Source organism: Haloarcula sp. CGMCC 1.6347 (assembly GCF_037078395.1).
Taxonomy (GTDB): Archaea; Halobacteriota; Halobacteria; order Halobacteriales; family Haloarculaceae; genus Haloarcula; species Haloarcula amylolytica.
Genome location: NZ_JAYMGX010000001.1, coordinates 459,420 through 478,833, shown reverse-complemented (window position 1 = coordinate 478,833; position 19,414 = coordinate 459,420). Strand labels below are relative to the sequence as shown.

Here is a 19,414-nt window from a genome sequence, read left to right as displayed (position 1 = left end):
CTTCAACAGCAAGAGGGTGCGGCCGGACCGGCTGTTGGTACTGCTGGGCGGACACCATAGACACGAAAAGACCGGGCGAGCCTACAGTTCCTCGGCGACCGCCTCAACGCCGAGCAGGTCCGGGTCGACGACGAGGTCGGTCTGTCGGCTGGCGAAGTCCGGCAGGGAGCCCGCCGCGTAGACGACGACCCGGAGGTCGGGGGCGAGGTCCTTGGCGACGGCGATGGAGGTCGCCTGCGACATCTCGGTCAGCAGGTACACGTCGGCCTCGTGGATGCCGGCCTCCTCCAGCCCGGGACGGTTGCCAACGTCGGCGACCGACACCGTGTGGCCTTCGGCTTCGAGCGCGTCCGTGAGCCCGTTCGGGTCCGTGCCGACGAGAACGACCTTCATTCGTACTCGATGGTCGCGGGCGGTTTGTGGGTCACGTCGTAGACGACGCGGGCGACGTTCTCGTGGGCCCCGGTGATGCGCGACTGGATGCGCTGGAGCGTGTCCCAGTCGAGTTCCTGTGCGCGGGCGGTCATCCCGTCCCGGCTCTCGACGGAACGGACGGCGACGACCCAGCCGTGGACGCGGTTGTCGCCCTTGACGCCCGTCGCTTTGCCGATGACAGCGGCGAGCGCCTGCCACGGTTCGTACTCCTCCAGTTCCTCTTCGACGACGTGGTTGGCCTCGCGGGCCACCTCCAGTTTCTCCTCGGTGACTTCGCCGATGATGCGGACGGCGAGGCCGGGGCCGGGGAACGGCATCCGCTCGGAGATGATCTCTTCGAGGTCGAGCGCGCGGGCCACCTCACGAACCTCGTCCTTGTAGAGGTCCCGCATCGGCTCGACGATGCCCTCGAAGTCGACGACCTCGGGGAGGCCGCCAACGTTGTGGTGGGACTTGATGGTCCCCTCGCTCTCGATGCGGTCGGGGTAGATGGTCCCCTGGACGAGGTAGTCCGCGTCCACGTCCTTGGCGACAGTCTCGAACTCCCGGATGAACTGCTCGCCGATGATGTGGCGCTTCTCCTCGGGGTCGGTCTCGTCGCCGAGCGCGTCTAGGAAGCGGTCCTGCGCGTCCACGATCCGCAGCGAGTCCATGTAGCTGAACGTCTCGCGAATCTGGTCGGTCTCGCCTTTCCGCATCAGCCCAGTGTCGACGTAGACGGGGGTAAGCTGGTCACCGATGGCCTCGTAGGCCAGGGCGGCGGCCGTCGAGGAGTCGACACCGCCCGACAGCGCGATGACGGCGTTCTTGTCGCCGATCTCGTCGGCGATTTCGGCTTTCGCGTCGGCGATGAACTCGTCGACGTCCACCATCAGTGGCTCACCTCCTCGGTCGTCACGCTGTGTGGGTCGTCGCCGAGCACGGCCTCAAGCAGGCCGACGAAGGGCGGGCTGGCGCGCGTCGGTCGGGAGCGGAACTCCGGATGGAACTGCGTCCCGATAAAGTACGGGTGGTCCTCGGGCGCGAGTTCGAGTATCTCCATACGGTTTTCGGCGTAGCCAGAGAACTTCAGCCCAGCGGCTTCGAGGTCGTCGATGTACTCGGGATTGACCTCGTAGCGGTGGCGGTGCCGCTCCGTGCAGGACTCGCCGCCGTACAGCGTCGCAGCGAGGGTGTTCGCGTCGATGTCGGTCTCGTGGGCCCCCAGCCGCATCGTCCCGCCCATGTCCTCGATCTCGTACTGCTCGGGCAGGATGTCGATGACGGGGTGTGGGGTGTCCTCGTCCAGTTCCGCGGAATGGGCGTCGTCCAAGTCCAGCACGTTGCGGGCGTACTCGACGACGGCCATCTGGAATCCGAGACACAGCCCGAGGAAGGGAACGTCGTTCTCGCGGGCGTACTGGATGGCTTCGATTTTGCCCTCCGTGCCCCGGGCACCGAAGCCACCCGGCACGACGATGGCGTCGGCCTCACGCATCCGGTCGGCGTGGTGGTCGCCCATCTTCTCGGAGTTGACCCACCGGACGTTCACGTCGACGTTCTTCTCCAGGCCGGCGTGTTTCAGCGCCTCGTGGACGGACATGTAGGCGTCTTCGAGGTCGTACTTGCCGACGAGGGCGACCTCGACCTCGCCCTCGGTCTGCTGGGTGACGAGGTCGCGCCAGCGGTTCTCCCGCTCGTCTTCGGGCAGGGCTTCGGTCGCGATGTCGAGTTCCTCCATCACGTACTGGTCGAGGCCTTCCTCCTCGACCATCAGCGGGACGTGGTAGATGTCGTCGACGTCGGGATTCGAGAAGACGGCTTCCGTCGGCACGTCACAGAACAGCGCGATCTTCTCCTTCGTGTCGATGTCGAGTTTGTCGGAACAGCGGCCGACCAGAATGTCCGGCTGGAGCCCGATAGAGCGCAGTTCCTTCACGGAGTGCTGGGTCGGCTTGGTCTTCTGCTCGCCGTTTTTCGAGTAGGGAACGAGCGTGACGTGGGTAAAGAGAATATCGTCCTCGTCTTCCTCGTGGGCGAACTGCCGGAGCGCTTCGAGATACGGCATCCCCTCGATGTCGCCGACGGTGCCGCCGACCTCGATGATACAGACGTCGTTGCCCTCGGCGGCCTCGCGGATGCGGCGTTTGATGTCGTCGGTAATATGCGGGATGATCTGGACCGTGCGACCGAGGTAGTCGCCGGACCGCTCCTTCTCGATGACGTGCTGGTAGGTCTTCCCCGTGGTGACGTTGTGGTCGAAGGTCATGTCGATGTCGAGGAAGCGCTCGTAGTTCCCCAGGTCGAGGTCGACCTCCCCGCCGTCTTTGAGCACGTACACCTCGCCGTGCTGGAAGGGGTTCATCGTACCGGCGTCGACGTTCAGATACGGGTCGATTTTGACCGCTGTAACGTCGAACCCGGCGTTTTTGAGTAATCTACCTGTGCTGGCGGCGGTGATGCCTTTCCCCAGGCCAGACATCACGCCACCGGTGACGAAGATGAACTTCCGACCCAGTTCCGGGTCGTAGTCCGTTTCGGGTTCGGTCGGCATACCGACGGTGAACCCCGCGTGGTCTAAACGGTTTCGGAGCGCGCACTGTTCGCCACCGCGTCGCAGTGTCAACGCGGCTACAGTGAGGGCTGTGTGAGGACGCGCCACGCCGTCACGAGAAGGGCAAGCGACAGCGCCGAAAACAGCGCGTCGCCGGGGCTAGAGCCGATAGCAATAAACAGCAGGTAGCCGGCGACGAAGCCTCCCAGAAGTGACACGGCGCCCTGGCGTGTCGACTGCGACACCGCCTCCCTGGCGTGCGTTGACATACTACAATATTTATCAGTATATATTATAAATGTACCTTCGATCGGGGGTTAGGATTTGAGGACGCCGGATCTGATAGCGACGTACGTCCCCACCCCACCCATCGTGGCGAGGACGACCGCTCTGGCTGGGCCGCCCGCGACGAGCGCCGTCTGCATCAGTACTAATAGCGCTACCAGAGTAGTAGTGAACGAAACAGCGGCGAACGTGAGCGCGCGGTTCATGTCCGGAGGTCGGGCCGCCGGTGTCTCTGTCTTTCGGTACTGTCCTATGGTGTCATAGAACTGTTGTCAGGCCCGAGTTGAAACGGTCAGTACAGGTAACTCACACATCATTCAACCTATTGACTAAATCGATACTTTTCAAGAATCTCGGACAAGATACAGACGCTGAGTTCAGCAACCTATTGATCCAGTTGCGTCCAAGCGCGGGATTTTATAGTTTAACATCAAAAAGTGCCCTGATAATTAATATTATGTACCACTGCCATATTAGATACTCTATGGGACTTTTCGGTTCTCCCGAGTGTATGTACTGTGAAAAGAGTGTAGAGAATACGCAGTATGGGACCTGCGAAAACTGTGAGGAACATTGGCACCTACCCTGTGCGAAGCAAAATGCAGATTTCCGCCAGGCCCACGATGATGGTATAATCAAAGACGAGCACCACATGCAGTTCAATTGTCCAAATTGTGGCCATATAATGAGGAAAACAGAGGGTTCATATTTTTAGAATTAAGGTTTACAATCACTCTTAGATTGGTTAGCTCAATGGTTTTAACCGAGAATTATTAAAACAGGCTCTACAATATATGACAGAAATGGATCCACAAACACAGGATGTGGCCATAATTGGTGGTTCGGTATCGGGGTTGGGTGCCGCAGAAAAATTAGTTGGTCTGGGAAAAATAAACGAGATACGTGTCTTCGAACGTCAGGAATACGATGAAAAACGAGTTGACTGTGGCGAGGCCATCAACGATGCCACCCTCGTACCTCTGAAAAAAACCTCTTCGAATGGATTTCTCAATAATGTCACGGGCTTCCAACTACGAGTATACTCCGGTACTGATCGAAGTCATAATGAAGAGCCACTGGGAGTCTCGAATCTCAGGTGTGATGCAGGCTATATATGTGACCGTGATACAGTAGAACAAAAGTGGGCACAGAAGCTTTCCGATAGAGGGGTCGTTTTCGAGACTGGCAGTTCAATCACGGCAAATGAATATCATGATATAATTGAAGAATATGATTACGTCGTGGATGCGACGGGTCAACCATCTCTTACATCTAAGATTAATGATGAAGTCCCAGACTATACAGGGGACATGGTAGCCCTAAACGCTACGGTGGAAGGGGATTTTTCTGACTATATCGATTATCCACGAATCTTCTTTGAGGGGTATGTCGGGTACTCATGGTCATTCCCGAAGTCAGAAACACATGCGAACGTTGGAATCGGGTGGGCGGGTGATCAACGGCCGAATGATTACATGAGTGCGTTGGAGGCAGCAGCAGAGCGTAATGGTTTCCCAGTGCCAGATCAGGAGGACGTGAATATTTATACGATTCCGCGTGGTCCCAGTCTTGAACCCCAAGCCGTTCATATGCCCGAAGATAATGTCTTCCTAGTGGGCGATTCGGCCGGGATAGCTAACCGATACCAAGGAGAAGGTATTTGTCAGGGCATAAGATCTGCAAATCTCCTCGGTAAATTGATTGCAGAGGGCAGGGAATCTGACTATCCAGATGAATTATTTAATAACATGAAATCGGAATATCGTCTCGCCCGATTGATGCGAGGTGCTTGGGTTGAACACGAGGACCCACATCTACTCGCCAGTGTCGCTGAAGCTCTGGAAGGGTTGACTATCGATGATATCACTCGTCAACCAAAGCGTGTTATTGGACGTGTTATTCAGCATCCAGTTGTTGCTACACAACTCGTTGCAGATCGCCAGATGCTCAAGCGACTGTTTGATGCCTATACTGATAACTGGGAATATAATTCAGCAAAATTGGAGTGATTAAGCACATGCATGAAAAATTTGATTATGACTCTCATTGGGTGAGTGAGCAGGTTGAGAATGGAATACTTGGCATTTCGAACCCAGTAGCAGTTAGTATATTGAAATTCTCCATGCCGTGGAATATATTATCCATCTGCTACACGATTCTGTTTTGGGACTCAATTACGATCTCATTTATTTATGCTTCTATATTAGGGTTAATCTGGATTAATATTGCACCATCTCTAATTTGGTATTACGATGAAAGAGTACTACCGGCGTTTTTTAATCATCTTTCTGAACTCATCCCTGACAAACAGGAACGGGAAAGGTTATCGAGGAAGTATAACAAATTTTTCGCTAACCACCGATTGTCCGTTTCAATATTTTTTACGGTCTTACTAACAAGTATCGTATACGTGAGTGAACCAGCGCTCAAAGCGCAGGGTATGACAGGCACAGGTTCAATATTTATTTGGACCACATATGCATACGCTATCTACATTGGATCAATTTTGAGTCATGGATATGTTGGCCCAATTACAACAATACTACTCATTCGTGAACTCACAGAGTACGAATTAGAGATTGATCCCTTGCACCCTGACAATTTAGGCGGGCTTAGCAATGTTGGATATGTTTCTATCCGAACTACGCTTCTATTCTCAACTGCCTCGTTATTTTTACCGCTCCTGTTCTATTTTTCATCAGCAGGCGGTGTCTCTGAAATCATATTTGCTGGTGCAGGAATATTGATTCTAACCATATTTGCCTCCTTTATTTATCCGACTGCCATCGTTAACCGGAGAGCACAAGAATACCGTGATGCTGTACTTGAGGAACTCCGTGAGGAATATCATCAAATAGAGGAGGCTACGAATGATCCGGATCAAGACGAGTTGTCTGAATTAAATAAGCGGTTAGAACTCGAACGAGTTCAACGGAATTATGACAATTATAATTCCGTGAGCCTCTATCCACTTCAAGTGAATATACTGTTTCAGTTGGTTGGTTCTGTGATTCTTCCTCTTATATTCATGTTTATTGAGTTTTACTTGCCAAATCTAATATGAGGTTCAGGGTTGTCAAGTGTTAATATACTAGATCGAGATTCCTCCTAAACAGGCGTTCCCTCCGACCGGCGGCTGTCACCGTCAGCGATGCTCACCTGACCGCCCGTTACACTCGCCAGCCGGTAACGCTCACCCTGATCCTCGGTCGTATATTGAGTTGATTGAGACGCTCACCGAGGAAATTCGGAACCTCGAAGAAACGATCGAAGAGCGCGCTGGGTCTCTGAAGGAGACCCAGCTGCTGATGACGATACCCGGCGTGAGTTACTATACAGCGTTGACAATTTACGCCGAGCTAGGCGAGATCAGTCGATTGGACGGTGATAAATCGGTTGTCAGCTACGTTGGGTTGAACCCAGTGATCCGCGAGTCGCCCGACTCGCGGATCGAAGGAAGTATTTCGAAAGGTGGATCGGGTTGTGTCCGGTGGTTGCTCGTCCAGGCTGCAAACATAGCAGTTCACACCTGTAACGATGAGTACCTGATCCGTTTCTACCAGCGGCTAGCAGGCCGGAAAAACTCATAGAAGGCGATCGTAGCCTGCTCTCAGAAAATGCTGGTGTCGATCTATCACATGATAGACCGAGGCGAGGTATACGATCTACCCGATATGAGTGCGTAGACGAGGGAACTGAGGGCCGCCAGGTGTGCGGCCCTCAGTGGCCGGTCGGGACCAGCATTAGTGATAGCTGTCGCCAGACCACAACCGCACCGCCTGAAGAGATCGGCCGCCTGCCGACTGGGAGAACGGCAGACTACAGGATGGCTCAACTATTTTGTCGAAACCGGTGGTTTATCTAGATAGCAGCGTTTCCATAGGTGTAATCCTAGTGGTTCGACAACTTTCCTGCTGGAACAGCTGCTAGGTAGATGTGTAGGTATATCAGCACAGATGCCATACCTTAAGCGAAATTTGCGTTTGCCCGTCGGTACGCGGTGACAACAAAAAAACAGACCGATAGCTACCGCGACCAGCCAAAATGGGTCTGTGAACGGGTCGATTAAGAACGTTACAGGAGGTTCACTGAGAACCATAGCGATAAGACCGCCAAGAATAGCGAGAAACGCTGTAAAAGTGCACCCCATGAATACCGTATCACGGAGAACTGAACGTTGACTCGCACGAACAATATCTCTGGATACCTTATACGTCTTCCGCGTTACATATGCAGTCCTACCGTGCAGTCTATTCAGGCGACACTGTCTGAAATCAATACCTTGTAAAAAGTTGTATGACGCTCTGTACTGCCCAGCAGTTGCGTTACAATCGGTCACGGAGGAACGGACCGACAGTCTCGCCGATGCGGCCGCTCTGGCCGACGAAGTGGTGGTCGGCCGGCAGTCGCTCCACGGCGTGTCCCAGTTCGACAGCGCGGTCGGCGACCGGCTCCCAGTCCACGGTGTCGTCGCGCTCGCCGACCACGACCTGTACCGGGCAGTCGATGGCGTCGAGTGCGGCGACAGCATCGAGATGGTCGGTCAGTCCGGCCGGCGGAGCGAGGACGGAGAGGACCGCCGGCTCGGACCCGCTATCGAGTTCGGCAGCCGCATAGAGCGCCACGGCCGCGCCGAAACTGTAACCAAAGAGGCCGACGGCGTCTGCCCGCTCACTTGCCCACGCCAGGGCGTTCTCGGCGTCGGCCCGCTCGCCGCGGCCCTCGTCCCACGCGCCATAGTCGAAGCGGAGACAGCCGATATCGGGAGCAAGCGCGTCGCTGACCGCTTCCAGGCGACTATCAGACCGGGAGCCGCCGTACTGCGGATGCGGCGGGCACGCGACGACGACGGAGTCCGACGCCGGCCGGTCGAGCGACGCGGTGACGCCCCGCCCGCCCGGTATCCCGACGGTAGTCATACGTGTTCAGACGCCACACCGCTGTAAGAAATTTAAGGTTGGAGAGACCAATGCGCATACATGGGAATCCTCTCGCGCGCGTCGTACGTCATCCGCTCCAAGCTCAACGCCGTCCTGAACCGGGCGGAGGACCCGACAGAGACCCTCGACTACAGCTACGAGCAGTTGCGTGACGAACTGCAGGACGTCAAGCAGGGCATCGCGGACCTGACGACCCAGAAGAAGCGACTGGAGATACAGAAGCGCCGCCTCGAAGAGAACGTCGAGAAGCACAACGAACAGGCACGCCAGGCCGTCGAGCAGGACCGAGAGGACCTCGCCCGTCAGGCGTTGGAGAAGAAAAAGCAGAAGATGAGCCAGATCGAGGATCTGGAGGGCCAGATACAGGACCTGCAAAGCCAGCAGGACCAGCTAGTCGAGCAGAAAGACGAACTCCAGAAACAGATCGAGCAGTTCCGGACCAAGAAGGAGACGATGAAGGCCCGCCACGAGGCCGCGAAGGCGTCGGCGCGCGTCAACGAGGCGATGACGGGCGCGGGCGACGAGATGCAGGACATCAATCAGGCTATCGAGCGTGCGGAGGAACGCACCGAGGATATGGAAGCCCGCTCACAGGCGATGGACGAACTCAAGGAAGACGGTGTTCTCGAAAGCCAGATCTCTGATGAGAGTTCGCTGGAGCGAGAGCTTGAGGAGGTCAGACAGAAAGGCTCGGTCGACGCCGAACTCGACACGCTGAAAGCCGAGATGGGGAAAGCCGAGGACGGCGACAGCGGGTCGAGCGACGCAGACGTCTCCGAGGCCGAACTGGAGAAGGAACTCACGGACGAGAGTACGCAGGTCGACGTCGATGAGAGCGAGGTCGAGTCAGAACTCGACGAACTGAAAGAAGACGAGAAGTAACGCCGCCGCGGGACTTTTACAGCGGCCAGACGACAGACACCGAGAGCGTCGTGACGACGCACAGAAGGAGCTGTAGCGGGCCGCCGACGCGCAGGAAGTCGGTAAAGCGGTACCCGCCGGGGCCGTACACCATCAGGTTCGTCTGATAGCCGATAGGTGTCAGGAACGACGTTGCGACCGCGAAGGTCACGACGACGAGGAACGGGAACCCGGCGACGCCGATCTCGGCGGCGGTGGCGACGGCAATCGGAATCATCAGCACGACGGTCGCGGCCGGAGTGATGACGCTGGCGAGGACGGCCGTCAGGAGGTACACCAGCGCCAGCAGCGCGAGCGGCGGGAGGACGCCGGCCGCGTCGACGAGGAGGCCACCGACGAACGCGGCCCCGCCGGTCGCTTGCATCGCCTGCCCCAGCGGGAGCAGTCCGGCAAGCAGGAACACGATGTTCCAGCTCACCGCGTCGTAGGCCTTCGACGCGCTCAGCGTGCCGGTCGCGACCGTGGCGACGACGCCGCCGAGTGCGGCGATATAGATCGGAAGCAGGTCCAGCGCCGCGAGCGCGATGACTGCGAGCAGGGTCGCGAGCGGGACCGCCGCCGCGGCGTCGAGCGACGGCGGGCCGCCGTCGAGCGCGTCGAACAGCTCCGGGGGACCCTCGGTCAAGAACAGGTACCCCTCGTCCTGCAGGTGGCCCACCTCGTCGAGAGGCGTCTGGAGCAAGAGCAGGTCGCCAGCGGACAGTTCGACCGCCGCGAGGTTCTCGTGGATGATCTCGTCGCCGCGGCGGACGGCGAGGACCGTCACGTCGAACCGACTGCGCAGTTGCACGTCGGCGAGCCGTCGCCCGCGGAGCCGGGACTCCCTGTGAATGACGGCCTCCGCGAGAACGCCCGGATGGCCGCTCTCTGCCAGGAGGTCCGCCGTGACGGACTCGCGGGCGAGGTCCCGCAGGTCGAGCGTCTGGGCGAACTGATTGACGGCCTGTCGGTTCCCGCGGACGGTCAGCACGTCGCCGGGTTCGAGCGGTCGGTCGGTGGCCGTCGCGAAGAACGACTCGCCGTTGCGGTCGATCTGGAGCACATCGATGTCAAGCGGGTCGCTCGCGGCGAGGACCTGTTCGACGGTGGCCTCGGTCGGCAGCGACTCTCCCGCATCGACCACGTCCGCGACTGCTTCGACCACGTCGTCGGGGACGCCGCCTTCCAGTGCTTCCTGCACCGTCAGTCCGACCAGCGGCGACGACTCGCGCACCTGTAACTGTGACAGGTGGCGGTCCATGTCGAACTCCTCCGTGAAATCGGCCGCGGGGTGGACCCGTTCGGGGACGAGCGCCCGACCGACCGTCAGCAGGTAGGCCACGCCGACGGCGAGGACGACGACGCCGACGGGCGTCAGCGTGAACATCGAGAACGGCCGGCCGAGCAACTGCGCCGAGAGGTCGCTGGCGAGGAGGTTCGTCGAGGTACCGACCAGCGTGAGCGTCCCGCCGAGCATCGCGGCGAAAGAGAGCGGCAACAGCAGGTTCGACGGCGAGATACCGTATCGCTCCGAGAGCCCGGTGACCAGCGGGATGAAGACCGCGACCACCGGCGTGTTGTTGACGAACCCCGCGCTGACGCCCGTCGTGCCCACGATGGCGGCCAGCAGGCGCTGCTCGTCGCCGCCGGTCAGCGCCGCCAACCTCCCGGCCAGCCAGTCGACGACGCCGGCCGATTCGACGCCGGCGCTGAGGATGTACATCGCGACGATGGTGACCACCGCCGGGCTGGCGAATCCCTCGATGGACGTCCGTGCCGGGACACCGGTGTACGGTTCCAGCACGACCAGCGCGACGAGGACGGCGATGGCCGTCATGTCAGGCGGCAGCCACTCGGTGACGAACAGCGTCAGGGCGGCGGCGACGAGCGCGAAGACCACGAGCGCACCCATCGAGAGCGGGGGCATACCATTGCCCTCGATGGATGGGGGCAAAAGCGTCGGGGGCGATTCCGACCGATCACCCCGCCGGTGGACGGCTGGGACAGGCGACCGGTCTCAGTCCGGGTTCGGCGCGTAGCCCGCCCCGACGCGAAGCGTGAGGGCGCGCTCGCGCACCGACAGCGACAGCGCCTCGTGCGTGCTGAGTTCGCCGTCGCGGCTGAACGTGAGTTCGTCGCCGTCGCCGCTAACCGAGATCCCCTTCGCACGAACGTGGGTCACCCCGTCGGTATCGAGCGACAGGAGTCGCTGACCGATGGCCTCCGCGACAAGGTTCCCCGTTGGCATCTGTTCGACGATAGCCACGTCCAGCAGGCCGTCTTCCATGTTTGCTTGCCCGCCTTCCGCGACGAACTTACGGGCGTTGCCCACCAAGAGACAGGCGGCCTCGCCCGACCATGTGAACGGGCCGTCCTCGCCGACAGCCGCGACAGTGATGTCGAACCCGTCGAAGCGGAGCGCCTCCTGTGCCCCGGTGAGCAGAAAGGCCAGCGTGCCGAACCGCTCCTTGAGGTCGCCCGGTGTCGAGACGCTGGCGTCGGCGGGGAGACCGGCGATACAGGAGACGAGAAACGGCTCGTCGTCGGCGACACCGACATCGACCGGGCGCGTGTCGCCGGTGTCGGCGATTTCGACACCGTGTTCGATGTCCGTGACACCGATGTTCCCGGCCAGGAGGTTCGCCGTTCCGGCCGGGACGACGCTCAGCGTCACCGAGTCGAGGTGGCCGGCGTCGTCGAGCCCACGGATGACCTCGTTCACCGTCCCGTCGCCGCCACAGACGGCCACCTCCGAGGCCTCGGCTCGGCCCGCCTCGCGGCCGAGTTCGACCGCGTCGCCCGCCGCCTTGGTTTCGGACACCTCGAACCCGCGCGCCGCCATCAGCCGCGGGACGTAGTCGGCGTGCTCGCCGTCGCCGCTGACGGGGTTGAGGATACACCGACGCGAGCCAATCTGCATAGTACTAGCGAGTCCGGTCCGGCACTTATACCGTGGTGATGTGCGGCGGCGTCAGTCCCAGTCGACGTCGACGCGCCGGTCCGTCTCGCGGAGAATGAAGGGGCCGATAGCGAGCGTTCGTTTGGTTATCGTGACGATACGGAGGATGTACGATATCAGGACCGTGAACGGAAGCAGCGATGCTGTCGTCGTCACCGCGAGGAGCCACAACACGTCGGGGACGCCGGCCGTGACGCCGACGAAATCCTGCACATCGAGGAACAATAACGAGGTGATTGCGACGGTAAGCGCCGGGATGGCGACGTACAGCAATGTCCGGGAGAGGTCGGACAGCTCCCACTGGAAGTACAGCGTCTTGAAGTGTTCCCGGGCCGGGCCGAACAGTTCGAGCGTCTCGACGAGTTCCGCGAGCGAGTCGTCGATTTCGTCGGTGAGTTCGTCGGCGTAGGCCTCGCGGATGCGCCGACCGGCGTACAGCTTCCAGGAGTAGTTGTAGTCCAGCGCGGCCTTGACGACGTCGAATTCGCCGAAGGTCCCGTCTTCGAGCTGGTCGGTGACGCTGTCGGCGTTGGTCAGCACGTCCTCCAAGTAGTTCGACAGCAACGCCGCCAGGTCGTCATCGAGCGCCGTCTCGTCGGCGGCGTTCCGGGCTGCCTCGGCTCGTTCGGCGGTCCCGCGGACCAGCGACCGGAGGAACGCCGATGGCTCTGCCGGACTGACTGGCGTGTCGACGGCGTCGGCCACGTCGTCGCGGAACTGCATCGACCCGTCCATCCGCTCGCGCTGATCGCCCACTGCACCGAGTTCCTGTGACAGGACGAGCTGATTCAGTGTCAGAACCAGCGTAACGGCGGTTACAGTCCCCGTAATCAGCGCCTGAAACAGCGTTTCGACCGGGTCACCGCGAGTCAACAGCGTCAATGCCGGTGTAGGATGCAAAAGTCCGACGGCGAGAATCCCACAGAACAGGACACCGGAGAGGAGGGCGGTGACGAGCCAGCGGTCCGCGTCGAGCAGGAGCCAGAGGAGTCGGGTGTCACCGGTGGCGCGCTCCCGCATGGTATCGCTCGACTCTCCACTGTCAGTGGTCATACAGGTCGGCTCGCCCGCCGGGGATAAAAGGGCGTGCCTGGCACGCGCCGGTTTTGGCAGTGTGTTGTCGGCGAGAACTGATCGGGCCGGTCAGGCCGGCAGCGGCTACCGGCCGGCGAGGAACGTCACAGCGGTCCGCTGCTGCTCGACCTCGGTTTCGAGGTGGTCGCGGAACTCGGCGATGTCGATGTCCTTCTCTTCGCGTTCCTTGCGGTCCCGCACCGAGATGGTGCCGGCCTCCTCCTCGTTGTCGCCGATGACGCACATGTAGGGCACGCGGTCGTCGTGGGCCTGCTGGATCTTCTTGCCGACCGTCCAGGAGCGGTCCTCGATGGTGACACGGAAGTCGTCGAGTTCCTCCTGAATCTGCTCACAGTAGGCGATGTTGTCGTCGCTGACCGGCAGCAGACGGATCTGTTCGGGGGCGAGCCACGGCGGGAACTTCCCGTTGTAGTGCTCGGTCAGCACCATGAAGAAGCGCTCGTAGGAGCCATACAGCGCGCGGTGGATCATCACCGGGCGGTGCTCCTCGTTGTCCTCGCCGGTGTAGGAGAGGTCGAACCGCTCGGGCATATTGAAGTCCAGCTGGACGGTGGGGCCGTCCCAGTGCCGCCCCAGCGCGTCCTCGAACGCGAAGTCGATCTTCGGGCCGTAGAACGCGCCGTCACCTTCCTCGACGACGTAGTCGATGTCCTGCTCGTCGAGGACGGCTTCGAGCTGGGACTCCGCTTTCTCCCAGATTTCGTCGCCGCCAACGGATTTCTCGGGCCGAGTGGCGAACTGGACGGTGTAGTCGAGGTTGAACGTATCAAGCGTGTCGAGGATGATGTCGACCGTCGCCAGCACTTCCTCCTCAATCTGGTCCGGGCGGACGAACAGGTGGCCGTCGTCGATAGTGAAGGCCCACGTCCGGGAGAGCCCGGAGAGTTCGCCGCGCTGTTCCTTGCGGTAGACCTTCCCGTCCTCGAAGTACCGCACCGGGAGGTCACGGTAGCTCCAGGAGTTCTGCTCGAAGATAGTGGCGTGGCCCGGACAGTTCATCGGCTTCAGGCCGTACTCCTCGTCGTTTACGTCGAGCAGGAACATGTCGTCGACGTAGTTCTCGTAGTGGCCCGATTTCTTCCACAGTTCGGTACGGAAGACGTGGGGCGTCTCGACCTCGTCGTAGCCGGCGTCGCGGTTGAGGCCGGCAACGTAGTCCGAGAGTTCGTTGAGGATCTTCTTGCCGTTGGGTTCGTACAGCGGCAGGCCCGGCCCGGTCGTCTCGTCGATGGAGAACAAGTCCATCTCCTGCCCGATCTTGCGGTGGTCGCGCTCCTCGGCCTTGCGGCGCTGTTCGAGGAACTCGTCAAGCGCGTCCTCCGTCGGGAAGGCGGTGCCGTACACGCGGGTCAGCGTCTCGTTCTCCTCCTCGCCGCGCCAAAAGGCCGCGGAGATTTCGAGCAGGGCGAAGCCGCCGATTTCACCGGTCGATTCGACGTGGGGGCCCTGGCAGAGGTCCTCGAACTCGCCTTGCGTGTAGAACGAGACCACCTCGTCGTCCGCAGCCTCGGTTTCGAGGATGTCCTGTTTGAACGGGTTGTCCTCGTAGCGCTCGAAGGCGTCCTCCCGGTCGAGGAGTTCGCGCTCGATGTCGAGGTCTTCCTCGATTATCTCCTCGGCTTCGGCCTCGATGGCTTCGAGGTCGTCCTCGTCGATGTCGACGCCGGTGATGTCGTAGTAGAACCCGTTGTCGGTCCACGGCCCGATTGTGAGCTTCGCGTCGGGGTAGAGTCGCTGCAGCGCCTGGGCGAAGACGTGGGCGGCGGAGTGACGCAACACGTCGAGGTACTCGTCACTGCTCTCGGTGACGATTTCGAGCTCGACGTCGGCTGTCAGCGGCGCGTGTTTGTCGACAAGTTCGCCGTCGACGACGCCGGCGACCGTGTCGTCACCCAACCCTGGCCCGATTTCGTAGGCGACATCCTCGACCGTGCTGCCACGCTCGACCTCTAGGGGGGTCCCGTCGGGCAGCGTGACCGTGACCGTACTCATATCCGAGGATACGACGGCGGCCGGGGATAAGTGTATTGAGACGCGGGCGACGCTGGGGCTACTCTGGCAACAGCGGGTCCGAGTCCTCGTCGATAGCGTCGACTGCCGGCAGGTCAGACTGCGTCGGCGGTTGTGCCGCGCTCGCCCGCTCTAGCGGCGAGAACGTCGATTCTTCCTCTGCTTCAAGCATGGTAAGCCGGTCCATGACAGTCGTCGTTTCCCCGTCAGCCGTATGCGGCGTCACGCATCTGAGTTCCGACCCCTCGTACTCCGCCAAGAGTTGGACCGGAAACACAAGTGCCCGGTACTGTTCCCCCGAAATTTCCGAGTCCACCGACCGGACCTGAAACGCCGGCTCAAGTGAACAATCGTTTCGTTTCGCCCACTCCTGAAAGACACTAACTCGGTTGAGGGCAAACAACCCGAGTTCGGTCCGCGCCTCCGCTGGCGTGGACGGAATCTGCCGTCCGATAACCTCAACGGTGACTTCTGACAGAATGTCGGTATCTGACAGCCCGTCAAGACGGTCGATTACCGCAGCCTGTTGCTGCGTGTGCCCATCGGGCAGGAGTGAACGAACGTATAGTTCTGCCCGTGTGTCGTCTGGCTGCGTGCTCCCCTGCATCGTATAGAAGTTAATAGGCAGCAACTGGCAAAAGTATTCCTGTTGACAAATAATGGTTAGAATGATTATACACTGAACGACAGAAACTGAATCAAATAGTTTCGTCATCGGTTGGACAGCCACGGGCCGTGTCAGCGTGATAGGGACTACTATGTGGGCACAGTTCGCATGAGAAGCCGGATATGTACGATTCGGTGCTTGTAGCCACAGACGGCAGTTCGGGTACGACGGAGACGCTCGCGCACGCCACCTCGATCGCGCGCGACAACGACGCGACCCTTCACGGGCTGTACGTCGTGGACAAGCGGCTGTACGTCGCGGCCGACAAGTCCAATCAGGACGAAGTGCGGCAGTCGCTGGAGGAAGAGGGGGACATCGCGCTCGACGACATCGTGGTCAGCGGCGAGGAGTCCGGCGTCGAGGTCGTCACAACCATGGAAGAGGGCATTCCCCACAAGACGATTACCGACTACGCCGAGGAGGAAGACATCGACCTCATCGTGATGGGGACCCACGGTCGAACCGGACGAGACCGGGTCGCCAATCTCGGAAGCGTCACCGAGCGCGTCGTACAGAGCGCGCCTGTCCCCGTCCTCGTGGTCCACATCGAATAGCTCAGGTGGGGGTGCCGGTCCGTTCGCGGACGTGCTCGGCAGCGGACAGACCACCATTGACCTCCTCCCACGCCTTCAGGCGTGGGATTCCCGCGGCACCGCACCGCTAGGTTGGGAGTTTCAGGTTTGTAGCCAGGTCGGCATGACCGGACTCCTGGCGGGGCCAAGCCGCCGTTACTCCTATCCCCGGTATGGGGATTCGGAGTTACCGTGTGTCGGAATCCACAGCCAGCGGCCCGAAAGGGATTCTTTTGGACGTAGCGTGGCCCGAATCCCGATATTATCCGTTTATCTGGGCGGCTGATCCGCCTCGGTGTGGTCATGCATACGGTGTCACCGGTTATAAAACTCCGCTGAGTGAGGCTACAGGCGAAGCTGCCGGGTTGTCGGCTTCATCCACACCCCTGAAGGGGTGGGCTTTCGCCTTGCTCCCGCTGTAACACCCCGTTCTGACCGGTATCTTTTCGAGCCGCCGACACGATGGGAGCAGTATGGACAGCCGAGAGTACGCGTTCGAGGGAGCCACGCCGAACATCCACGGATACGCCCACGTCAGCCGCGAGGCGACGCTGGTGGGCGACGTCACTGTCGGCCCGAACGCGAACGTCTGGCCCGGCGTCGTGTTGCGCGGCGACGTGGCCCCCGTCGAGGTGGGCCGCGAATCGGCGATCGGTGACGGGGCCATCGTCCACGCATCGACCGTCGGCGAGAAGGTGATGGTCGGCCACGGGGCCGTCCTCAACGACGCGGCGGTCAAGGACGGCGCGCTCGTTGGCTTCAACTCCACGGTCAGTGACGCCACCATCGGCGAGGGCTCCATCGTCGCGATGGGAACGGTCGTCCCGCCGGGCTACGAGGTCCCCGCCGAGTCGTTCGTCCGCGGGAGCCCAGCCACGGTGACACCGCTGTCCGAGACAACAATCGACCCCAACGAGGTGTTCGAGGCGTTCAGCTCCGGCGATTACGCCAACCTCGCGGCCCGCCACGAGGACCTGTTCGAGTAACACCGAGTATCAACGCTGGAAACGCACGACGGGTCACTTATAGTGGAAGAGCCCACACAGTACCGAGCATGGACGATATCGTCGACCTGGTGACCCGGTCGCTCGCCGACGACACTGCCGCGGAGTTCACTGAGCGGGTCGACGAACAGGCGATGCAGCTCCGGAGAGCCATCGAGGCCGGGGAGTTCGACAACGAAGCGTTCTCCGTCGGCCTGGAGATCGAACTGTACGCCATCAACGCGGAGCCGGACCCACCCGAGCCAGACGAGGAAGCAGACGACGAGGGAGTCGCCGAAGAAGACCTCGACGACGACCTGAGCGGATCGGGCGGGGCGGCCTGGAGCGGGTCGCTCGACGCGCCGGCGGAGCCAGAAGACGGCGCTGGCGCATCACTGGAACCAAATGGCGACGGGCCGTCGCTGGAGCCAGACGAGGGCGACCCGCTGGAACCAGCCGGCGGTGAGTCACTGGACCAGAACGCCGGCGAAACCGCTGCCGAGTCCGAGGATTCGTTCGGTCCCGGAGAGGGACCGTCGCTCGACATCGACCCGGACAGCCCGCTGGCCGAGGACGAACCGGAGACGCCAGAGGAGGAGGAGGCCGAACCGGCCGTCGAGTCGTCAGTCGAGGAAGAAAGTGACGAGCCGTACATGGACCCCGAGGACTGGGAGGGGCGGCTGACCCGCCTGCCCGACGTGGTGTTCGAGGGCGAGGCCAACAAGGAACTTGGCCTGCACAACGCCGAGGTCAACACCGAACCCAACAGCTTCGACCAGACCGGGATGGAGGTCCAGACGACGGCGGTGGAGATGCAGACGAAACAGGCCCGCCAGCAGGCGAGCAAGCACAACTGCGAACTCGTCCTCGACGCGATGTGGACCATCCCGCCCGAGGAGGGCAGCGAGCAGTACCTCTCGGCACACGAGACGAACGACGGCGTCGTCCTCGCGGACAACATGCGGCAGGCCCCCAGATACGTGGCGCTGGACAACGAGGCGCTGGACCACGCCGGCGGCAGCATCGACTTCGACGTGCCGGGGTACAGCGGGTCGTTCCCGACCATTCTGTTCGAGTCGCTGGCCACCTCGATCCAGCCTCACCTCCAGGTTCCGGACGCCGAGGCGTTCACCGAGTACTACAACGCCGCGATCCGGACGCTCGGGCCGCTGCTCGCGCTCTCGGTGAACTCGCCGTTCCTCCCGGCGGATATGTACGGCGACACCGACGGCGAGTGGCTCTGTGCGAACACGCACCACGAACTCCGCATCGCGGCCTTCGAGCAGTCGGTCAACACCAGCGAGAACCCGAAGGTCCGGGTGCCGCGGGACCTCGACGACACGACGGACGTGGTCGGCCGCGTCGTCGACGACGACCTGTTCGCGCCGTTCCTCCGGGAGTTCCTGCACGACGACGAGCGAACGGCGTTCGAAGACGAGTTCTGGGAGTTCGACCACAAGCGCGGGACCTACTGGCGCTGGCTCCGCTGTGTCGTCGGCGGGACGCCCGTCGACGGGGCCAGCACGGAGAAGTCGCTCCGCATCGAGTACCGCCCGCTGCCGACCCAGCCCCACGCCAAAGACATGATCGGGCTGCAGGCGCTGACGGTCGGTCTCATCCGCGGGCTGGTCGTCGCCGACCATCCCGCCGCGGAACTGCCCTGGCAGGAAGCCAGGCGGAGCTTCTACAGCGCCGCAGCAGACGGCTCCGACGCGGACCTGTCCTGGGTGACAGCGGGGGGCGAGCGGACGGCCGACCACGACGAGATCTACGACGAAATCTTCCAGTACGCCCGTCTGGGGCTGGCCGAGCAGGGCGTGCCCGAGGCTCGCATCGACGAGTATCTCGACCCGATTGAAGCCCGCTACGAGGCCGGCATGACCCCGAGCGACTGGAAGATCGACCGGGTTCGACAGTCCCTCGATTCCGGCGACGACCTCTCGACGGCCATCCAGTCGATGCAGCGGGACTACATCGAGGCGAGCCGCGAGCACCACTCCTTTGCGGAGTGGGTGTAAGCGACCAGTCTCACGGC

17 protein-coding genes and 1 pseudogene are annotated in these 19,414 nt (G+C 61.1%); 7 read left to right on the top strand and 11 right to left on the bottom strand.

Annotated features, from left to right (window positions below; genetic code table 11):
• Positions 1-81: 81 nt before the first annotated feature.
• The 5 genes from VI340_RS02545 to VI340_RS02525 all read right to left on the bottom strand — a co-directional run bounded on the left by VI340_RS02545 (position 82) and on the right by VI340_RS02525 (position 3,459).
• Positions 82-393 (bottom strand): DUF7126 family protein, encoded by a 312-nt coding sequence (locus VI340_RS02545; protein ID WP_336357719.1) that lies wholly within the window; start codon positions 391-393, stop codon positions 82-84.
• Positions 390-1,307 carry a glutamine-hydrolyzing GMP synthase gene (gene guaA / locus VI340_RS02540; protein WP_336357718.1) on the bottom strand — a complete coding sequence of 306 codons (918 nt, stop codon included), beginning with the start codon at positions 1,305-1,307 and terminating at the stop codon, positions 390-392. The genes VI340_RS02545 and guaA overlap by 4 nt, the downstream gene beginning before the upstream one ends.
• Positions 1,307-2,968: a CTP synthase gene (locus VI340_RS02535; RefSeq protein WP_008310613.1), complete on the bottom strand. Its 1,662-nt coding sequence runs from the start codon at positions 2,966-2,968 to the stop codon at positions 1,307-1,309. Before VI340_RS02535 ends, guaA begins: the two co-directional genes overlap by 1 nt.
• 77 nt (positions 2,969-3,045) lie before the next feature.
• Positions 3,046-3,237, bottom strand: a complete 192-nt coding sequence (locus VI340_RS02530) for a hypothetical protein (protein ID WP_336357717.1) — start codon at positions 3,235-3,237, stop codon at positions 3,046-3,048.
• A gap of 48 nt (positions 3,238-3,285) precedes the next feature.
• Positions 3,286-3,459 carry a hypothetical protein gene (locus VI340_RS02525; RefSeq protein WP_336357716.1) on the bottom strand — a complete coding sequence of 58 codons (174 nt, stop codon included), beginning with the start codon at positions 3,457-3,459 and terminating at the stop codon, positions 3,286-3,288.
• Positions 3,460-4,056: 597 nt separating this feature from the next.
• Here VI340_RS02525 and VI340_RS02520 point away from each other — a divergent pair.
• The 3 genes and pseudogenes from VI340_RS02520 to VI340_RS02510 form a co-directional block, all read left to right on the top strand.
• The gene (locus tag VI340_RS02520) at positions 4,057-5,262 is read left to right on the top strand and encodes an NAD(P)/FAD-dependent oxidoreductase (RefSeq protein ID WP_336357715.1); all 1,206 of its coding nucleotides are present in this window, start codon (positions 4,057-4,059) and stop codon (positions 5,260-5,262) included.
• Positions 5,263-5,663: 401 nt separating this feature from the next.
• On the top strand, positions 5,664-6,317 hold the full coding sequence (locus tag VI340_RS02515) for a hypothetical protein (RefSeq protein ID WP_336357714.1): 654 nt from the start codon (positions 5,664-5,666) through the stop codon (positions 6,315-6,317).
• A gap of 145 nt (positions 6,318-6,462) precedes the next feature.
• A pseudogene (locus VI340_RS02510) lies at positions 6,463-6,939 on the top strand (transposase); the annotation flags it as partial.
• A 639-nt stretch (positions 6,940-7,578) separates the two neighbouring features.
• On the opposite strand, the gene VI340_RS02505 reads toward VI340_RS02510, so the two are convergent.
• The gene (locus tag VI340_RS02505) at positions 7,579-8,172 is read right to left on the bottom strand and encodes an alpha/beta hydrolase (RefSeq protein WP_336357713.1); all 594 of its coding nucleotides are present in this window, start codon (positions 8,170-8,172) and stop codon (positions 7,579-7,581) included.
• A 60-nt stretch (positions 8,173-8,232) separates the two neighbouring features.
• On the opposite strand from VI340_RS02505, the gene VI340_RS02500 reads away from it, so the two are divergent.
• Positions 8,233-9,075, top strand: coding sequence for a PspA/IM30 family protein (locus tag VI340_RS02500; protein WP_008310618.1), 843 nt, complete (start codon positions 8,233-8,235; stop codon positions 9,073-9,075).
• Positions 9,076-9,091: 16 nt separating this feature from the next.
• Here VI340_RS02500 and VI340_RS02495 read toward each other — a convergent pair whose 3' ends face one another.
• From VI340_RS02495 to VI340_RS02475, 5 genes are all read right to left on the bottom strand, one after another.
• Positions 9,092-11,020, bottom strand: coding sequence for an SLC13 family permease (locus VI340_RS02495; protein ID WP_049942956.1), 1,929 nt, complete (start codon positions 11,018-11,020; stop codon positions 9,092-9,094).
• Positions 11,021-11,110: 90 nt separating this feature from the next.
• Positions 11,111-12,013 carry a diacylglycerol/lipid kinase family protein gene (locus VI340_RS02490; protein WP_336357712.1) on the bottom strand — a complete coding sequence of 301 codons (903 nt, stop codon included), beginning with the start codon at positions 12,011-12,013 and terminating at the stop codon, positions 11,111-11,113.
• Between the two features lie 51 nt (positions 12,014-12,064).
• Entirely contained in the window at positions 12,065-13,105 is a 1,041-nt protein-coding gene (locus VI340_RS02485) for a hypothetical protein (protein WP_336357711.1), read from the bottom strand.
• A gap of 105 nt (positions 13,106-13,210) precedes the next feature.
• Positions 13,211-15,139, bottom strand: coding sequence for a threonine--tRNA ligase (gene thrS / locus VI340_RS02480; protein ID WP_008310623.1), 1,929 nt, complete (start codon positions 15,137-15,139; stop codon positions 13,211-13,213).
• Positions 15,140-15,197: 58 nt separating this feature from the next.
• Complete coding sequence (locus tag VI340_RS02475; protein ID WP_336329865.1) at positions 15,198-15,764, bottom strand: HTH domain-containing protein; 567 nt, start codon at positions 15,762-15,764, stop codon at positions 15,198-15,200.
• 182 nt (positions 15,765-15,946) lie between these two features.
• On the opposite strand from VI340_RS02475, the gene VI340_RS02470 reads away from it, so the two are divergent.
• From VI340_RS02470 to VI340_RS02460, 3 genes are all read left to right on the top strand, one after another.
• Entirely contained in the window at positions 15,947-16,378 is a 432-nt protein-coding gene (locus tag VI340_RS02470; RefSeq protein ID WP_008310628.1) for a universal stress protein, read from the top strand.
• A gap of 491 nt (positions 16,379-16,869) precedes the next feature.
• The gene (locus VI340_RS02465) at positions 16,870-17,382 is read left to right on the top strand and encodes a gamma carbonic anhydrase family protein (RefSeq protein ID WP_008310638.1); all 513 of its coding nucleotides are present in this window, start codon (positions 16,870-16,872) and stop codon (positions 17,380-17,382) included.
• A 68-nt stretch (positions 17,383-17,450) separates the two neighbouring features.
• On the top strand, positions 17,451-19,397 hold the full coding sequence (locus VI340_RS02460; protein ID WP_336357710.1) for a hypothetical protein: 1,947 nt from the start codon (positions 17,451-17,453) through the stop codon (positions 19,395-19,397).
• Positions 19,398-19,414 lie beyond the last annotated feature (17 nt).